Source organism: Pseudonocardia xinjiangensis (genome assembly GCF_012911925.1).
GTDB lineage: Bacteria > Actinomycetota > Actinomycetes > Mycobacteriales > Pseudonocardiaceae > Pseudonocardia > Pseudonocardia xinjiangensis.
This window is the reverse complement of sequence record NZ_JAAXKY010000251.1, coordinates 1-5,707: the sequence shown is the minus strand read 5'-3', so window position 1 is coordinate 5,707 and position 5,707 is coordinate 1. Positions and strand designations below refer to the sequence as shown.

Genomic DNA, 5,707 nt, shown 5'->3' with positions numbered 1-5,707 from the left:
TCGGTGTCGTGCGTCTCCTCGTCCCAGAGGTTCCCGGCGGTGATGTGGGCTAGCCAGAGCCAGTGCAGCTCCTCCTCGGAGAGGTCCGGGCTGCGGAAGGCGCGCAGCGCCTCCCGCAGTATCGGCAGTCCTGCGGCATATCCCTCGGTGAAGCGGATCGCCAGGCCGTCGAGGAGAAGATCGGGCGCCCGCAAGGGCTGTGCGGGCGGTGGCGCGGCCCGCGCCGCCTCGGCCGCTTCCCGGACACTGCCGTCGGTGGCCAGTGCGCCGGCGAACATCACCGCCAGCAACGCGTCCAGGTAGGTCTCACGGGCCAGCCGCGCGTCGAGTGGCTCGAGCTGTTTGGCGGCACTGAGCAGCAGCGGTGGCGCCTCCCTGCCGCGGTTCACGGTCAACGCGATTTGGGCGCGCAGCAGGTCCGTCTGGGCGCGCTGGAGCTTGTCCAGCGGGGCCGCCTCGGCGATGGACAGCAGTCGCAGCGCCGCGTCGGGCATGCCGGCGTGGTGGGTGGTCTGCGCGGCGGCCAGCGTGCGCTCGGCTCGGCGTGCCGGATCGGGGGTCAGCTCGGCCGCCCGTTCCAGGAACGCGGCCGCCGCGGCGAGGCCGCCGCGCGCCTGCGCCCTGTCGGCCGAGCGCTCGAGCTCGTCGGCGACATCCTCGTCGGGACCGGGCGCCGCCCCGGCACAGTGCCAGGCACGCCGATCGGGATCCGTCCTGGGGTCGGTCGCCTCCGCCAGTGCTCGGTGCGCGGTCCGCCGCTCCTCGGGGGAGGCTGCCCGGTAGATCGCCGACCGCACGAGCGGGTGCCGGAACCGCACCACCGTGCCGATGTCGACCAGCCCGGCCGTCGCGGCCGGGGATGCCGCGGCAGCCCCGATCCCGAGCCGCTCGACCGCTCGCCACACCAACACGGGGTCCCCGGCCGGCTCCGCTGCAGCGACCAGCAGCAGCTGGCGGGTCTCGACGTCGAGCGGCTCCAGCTGGCGCCGGAAGCTGTCCTCGATCTGTTGCGGGATCGCCCGCGCGCCGGGCGGCCCGAACCCGGCCGCCAGCTCCGCGGGCGTCAGTCCCCGCGGCAGCTCCAACAGCGCCAGCGGGTTGCCCCGCGTCTCGGCGACGATCCTTTGCAGCACGCGTTCGTCCACCGGCCCGCGAAGCGCCGAGCCCAGCAGTGTGCGCGCCTCGTCATCGGGCAACCCCTCCACCGCCAGCTCCGGCAGGCCCGCCAGCTCCGCGGCCTCGTCCGGAACCCGCGTCGCGAAGACCATCGCCACCGACTCGGCCCCCAGCCGGCGCGCAACGAACGCCAGCGCCTGCGCGGAGGCGTGGTCGAGCCACTGGGCGTCGTCCAGTACGCAGAGGAGCGGCCGCTCCCGGGCCACCTCGGCGAGCAGGCCCAGCACAGCCAGCCCGACCAGGAAGCGATCCGGTGCCGGGCCGGAACTCAGCCCGAGCGTCGTGCGCAGCGCGTCGCGCTGCGGACCGGGCAGCCGCTCGACCAGGTCCAGCATCGGCGCGCACAGCTGATGGAGCCCGGCGAACGGGAGTTCCATCTCCGACTGGACACCGACGACCCGCGCCACCCGGATCTTGGACGCGCGCCCGACCAGGTACTCCAGCAGGAACGTCTTGCCCACGCCGGGCTCGCCGCGCAACACCAGTGCGCGGCTCTCGCCCGCCCGAACGGCTTCCAGGAGCCCATCGAGGGTTTCACACTCGCTGCACCGGCCCCGTAACACCTGGTCACGCCGCCGCTGCACGTCTTCGTCGGACCACGGGGCCGAGTATGCGCGGGCCTTCCGGCCGCGCGCCACAACGCCGACGCGGGGCACGAACCCCCCGACGCCGCGGCCACCCGTCGGGACGTGTACCCGCACTGCGGGATGTGGTTCGTCTCGTCGAGGCGTCATGAGCTTCTTTGCAGTCGGAGTCGACACGAAACGGCCGCGGCAGTCGAGGGGCTCGTCGTCGAGCCCCTGGCTGCCGCGGCATCAGTCGGGTTGCTCAGGCCTCGTGCGGTGCGACGACGGGAAACTCGTTGTCGGTGTCAGCGAGGATGTTGAAGTAGTTCGTGAGGATGTTGAGTGCGAGGTTGCCGACCACCTCGGCGATCTCGGCGTCGGTGACGCCGGCGGCCCGGGCGGAACTCAGCGCGGCGCCGTCGATGGTGCCGCGTCCTCGGGCGATCGTGTCGGACAGGGCCAGTAGCGCTGCGACATGGGCGTCGGCGGAGTCGGCGTGCCGCGCACGCTCGATCTCGTCCGGGTCGAGCTTGGCGACCTTCGAGCCGATGAAGGTGTGCGCGGACAGGCAGTACTCGCAGCGGTTGTACTCCGCCGTGGCGAGAGCGAGCCGTTCCCGGACGGGCGCGGGAAGCACGCCGCCGCCCAGGGCGCCGGACAGCGCGAGCCAGCCCCTGACCAGCGCCGGGCTGTTCGCCATGGTCTTGGCCATGTTCGGCACCGACCCGAGGGCCTTCTTGACCTCGGCCAGCACCTCGGCGGTGGGCTCGGTCGCGTCTGCCGGCTCGATCTTCGGAAGCGTGGACATGTGATGGTCCCTTCTGGGCGAAATGACGGACTAATGGATGAAGCGATCAACACCCATTAGTGACCGTGCCACCCGCGCGCTGGATTGTCAAATGGATGTGCGCGCCGCAAGCATTAGGTTTTGTGCTAGCTTGGGACAGATGGGACACCCAGAGGCGCCCACCGCGGCCACGTTGCTCGGCGAGCCACTTCCGGTGGAGCTCATGAACACGGTGGGGATCGACCGGAAGGACGTGCAGGACGCGCTCGGCGACGACGCCTCGGTGACCGCCTGGCTACGTGCGATCGATGACCGGCTGCGGTGCGAGGCCGGTGCCACTGTGGGTCCGGCTGCCGTCGGCGGTGCGACGGAGCACGATCTCGCCGACCGGCTGCGGGCGCTGCGCGATGCGCTCCGCCGACTGGCCGCGGAAGTGACCGAGGACCCCCGGCCCCCGGTGACGTCCGTGATTCCGGAACGGCAGAACGCGATCGACACGCTCAACGCCCTCGCGGCAGCATGGCCGGAACTGCGGTGGCCGTCCGGTGGAGATCCCGTTCCCGTGTTTCGTACGAGCGGGACGACCGGCGACCTCGCTGTCGCCTTCATCGCGCACCAGGCCGTGGATCTGTTCACGGATGGCCGACGCAAGCAGTTGCGGGCGTGCCTGGCTCCGGGCTGCCTCCTGTACTTCCTGAAGCAGCATCCGCGGAGGGAATGGTGCTCGGCGGTGTGCGGCAATCGGGCTCGGGTGGCGCGTCACTACCAGCGTCATCACATCGACAGCCGGCCGACGGCCGCCGAGAGGACGCGGCGGTCGCGACCGTAGCCGTCCTGATTCACCCGGGTACCGGTGTACCCCGGTACCGGCCACACCAGCGAACCCACGGATGCGATGGATGTCGTCACAGCGCAACGTTGCGGAGGACGCGTGGTCCCCTGTCGATCAGGAGCCGCGGAGGAATCCGACACGGAGAAATCCGACATTCCATCCGCCTCGGACGATCCGGGAATCGCGCTGCAGCTTGCCCACTCACGTCCAGTCAGTAGAAGCGAGCACACGGCGGAACCATGACCCTTGACCACAATGAATTTCTCCAGCTGAGCAGGATTGCGGATCTTACGCGAAGAAGTGATCCTGAGCTGGTCCGCAAACTTGCTGCACCGATGAGGCAGCGGCGCCGCAGCTGGATAAAGGCATCGCACGTCACCACCCTGGTGCTCTGTGCAATGCTCTTGCTGGTCGGACTCGTGACCGATGATCTCAAGGTGTACGCCCTGGGTGGGCTCGCCCTGCTGACCATCTATCCGCTCCTCGCCGTGATGAAGAAGCGGCGAGAAGATCGGCGGAACGCCCGGCCGAACGAGACATGAACCCGGTCGCCCCAGCCCCGTCGGAGCCTCGGTGCGGCGAGACCGCCGTGGCGCAGGCGTCCCGAGGTCGGCGCAGCGAGTGCGGCGTGCTCGACCGGATGCTCGATGCGGTTCGGGCGGGTGCGGGCTGTGCACTGGTGTTGCGCGGCGAGCCCGGCGTCGGAAAGACGTTCCTGCTGGAGTACCTGGTCGAACAGGTGCCGTGTGGCCGGGTGCTGCGCGCGGCGGGCGTCCGGTCGGAGATGGAGTTCGACTTCGCCGGGCTGCACCAGCTGTGCGCCCCCATCCTGGACGTGGCGCAGCGGCTGCCCGCTCCGCAGCGGGACGCGCTGCGTACGGCGTTCGGGATGAGTGACGGGCCGGCGCCGGATCGCTTCCTGGTCGGCCTGGCCGCGCTGAGTCTGCTGGCCGACGCGGCGCGGGATCGGCCGCTGGTCTGTGTCGTGGACGACGTGCAGTGGCTCGACCGCGTCTCGGTGCAGGCGCTGACTTTCGCGGCGCGCCGGCTGGGCGCGGAGTCGCTGGCGATGATCTTCGCCGCGCGGGAACCCGACCTGGTGGCCGAGCTTGCCGATCTGCCGGAGCTGCTGGTCACCGGGCTGACGAACGACGACGCGCCGGCATTGCTGGGTTCGGCGCTCCGAGGGCTGGTCGACCAGCAGGTGCTCGACCGGATCGTTGACGAGACCCGGGGCAATCCGCGGGCACTGCTGGAGCTGCCGCGGGGGCCGGCATCGGCCGAGCTGACCGGCGGGTTCGGGCCGTCGGACGCGCCGGCGATCCCGCGGCGGATCGAGGAGGGCCTCCGGCGACAGCTGGAGCCGCTCGAGGCGGGCACGCGGCAACTGCTGCTGGTTGCTGCCGCGGAGCCGCTCGGTGATCCGGTACTGGTGTGGCGGGCGGCCGCGAGGCTCGGGATGCGGGTGGAAGCGGCCGCGCCAGCGGCTTCGGCCGGCCTGCTCGACATCGGCAGCCGGGTGCGGTTCCGGCATCCACTGCTGCGGTCGGCGATCTACCGGGCAGCGTCCGCTGAGGAGCGGCGCACCGTGCACCGAGCACTGGCGGAGGCGACCGACCCCGAGACGGATCCCGATCGCCGTGCATGGCACCGAGCCCAGGCGGTTGCCGAGCCCCACGAGGACGTCGCCGCGGAACTCGAACAGTCCGCAGGGCGAGCGCAGGCGCGTGGCGGGCGCGCCGCGGCGGCCGCGTTCCTCGAACGGGCGGCCGAGCTGACACCCGAACCGGGCCGCCGCAGGCAGCGCGCTCTGGTCGCGGCGCACGCCACGCACCAGGCGGGCGCCCCCGGTGCCGCACTGAGACTGCTGTCCCTTGCCGAGGCGGGCCCGCTGGACGAGTTGCAGCGCGCTCGGGCCGACCTGCTGCGAGCCCAGATCTCCTTCTCCGTGAACCGCGGCAGCGACGCGCCCCCGCTGCTGCTCAAAGCCGCTCGACAACTGCAGCGGGTCGATGTGCGGCTGGCCCGCGAGGCCTACCGGGACGCGCTCGCCGCGTCGATGTTCGCCGGTCCGTTGGCCATCGGCGGCAATGTGCGCGAGGCGGCCGAGGCCGCGCATGCCGCGCCCCGTCCGATGCTGCCTCCCCGCGCGGCCGACCTTCTCCTCGACGGCCTGGCGGTCCGCTTCACGGACGGGTACGCGGCCGGGATGCCGATGGTGACGCGGGCGCTGAGTCTCTTCCGCGCCCCGGACCTCTCCGCGGAGGAAGCTCTGGAGTCGTTGTGGCTCGCGTGCACCACCGCCGCGCATGGGTGGGACATCGAGACCTGGGATGCGCTCGCCGG

The 5,707-nt window shown here is 71.6% G+C and carries 5 protein-coding genes; 3 read left to right on the top strand and 2 right to left on the bottom strand.

Going from position 1 to position 5,707, the window contains the following annotated elements:
- Together HF577_RS36310 and HF577_RS36305 are read right to left on the bottom strand one after the other, a co-directional pair.
- Window positions 1–1,739: AAA family ATPase (locus HF577_RS36310; protein WP_312859612.1), on the bottom strand; the 1,739-nt coding region annotated here is incomplete at its 3' end.
- A gap of 265 nt (window positions 1,740–2,004) precedes the next feature.
- Window positions 2,005–2,550 (bottom strand): carboxymuconolactone decarboxylase family protein, encoded by a 546-nt coding sequence (locus tag HF577_RS36305; protein WP_169400528.1) that lies wholly within the window; start codon window positions 2,548–2,550, stop codon window positions 2,005–2,007.
- 91 nt (window positions 2,551–2,641) lie between these two features.
- On the opposite strand from HF577_RS36305, the gene HF577_RS36300 reads away from it, so the two are divergent.
- From HF577_RS36300 to HF577_RS36290, 3 genes are all read left to right on the top strand, one after another.
- Complete coding sequence (locus HF577_RS36300; protein ID WP_246267937.1) at window positions 2,642–3,358, top strand: CGNR zinc finger domain-containing protein; 717 nt, start codon at window positions 2,642–2,644, stop codon at window positions 3,356–3,358.
- A gap of 242 nt (window positions 3,359–3,600) precedes the next feature.
- Window positions 3,601–3,903, top strand: a complete 303-nt coding sequence (locus tag HF577_RS36295; protein ID WP_169400527.1) for a DUF3040 domain-containing protein — start codon at window positions 3,601–3,603, stop codon at window positions 3,901–3,903.
- A gap of 47 nt (window positions 3,904–3,950) precedes the next feature.
- Window positions 3,951–5,707 (top strand): AAA family ATPase (locus tag HF577_RS36290; RefSeq protein ID WP_312859611.1); only part of this gene is annotated, 1,757 nt, incomplete at its 3' end.

Coding starts and splice junctions, on each gene's coding strand:
- HF577_RS36305 (WP_169400528.1), bottom strand. CDS start 2,550: ATGTCCACGCTTCCGAAGATCGAGCCGGCAGACGCGACCGAGCCCACC.
- HF577_RS36300 (WP_246267937.1), top strand. CDS start 2,642: ATGGATGTGCGCGCCGCAAGCATTAGGTTTTGTGCTAGCTTGGGACAG.
- HF577_RS36295 (WP_169400527.1), top strand. CDS start 3,601: ATGACCCTTGACCACAATGAATTTCTCCAGCTGAGCAGGATTGCGGAT.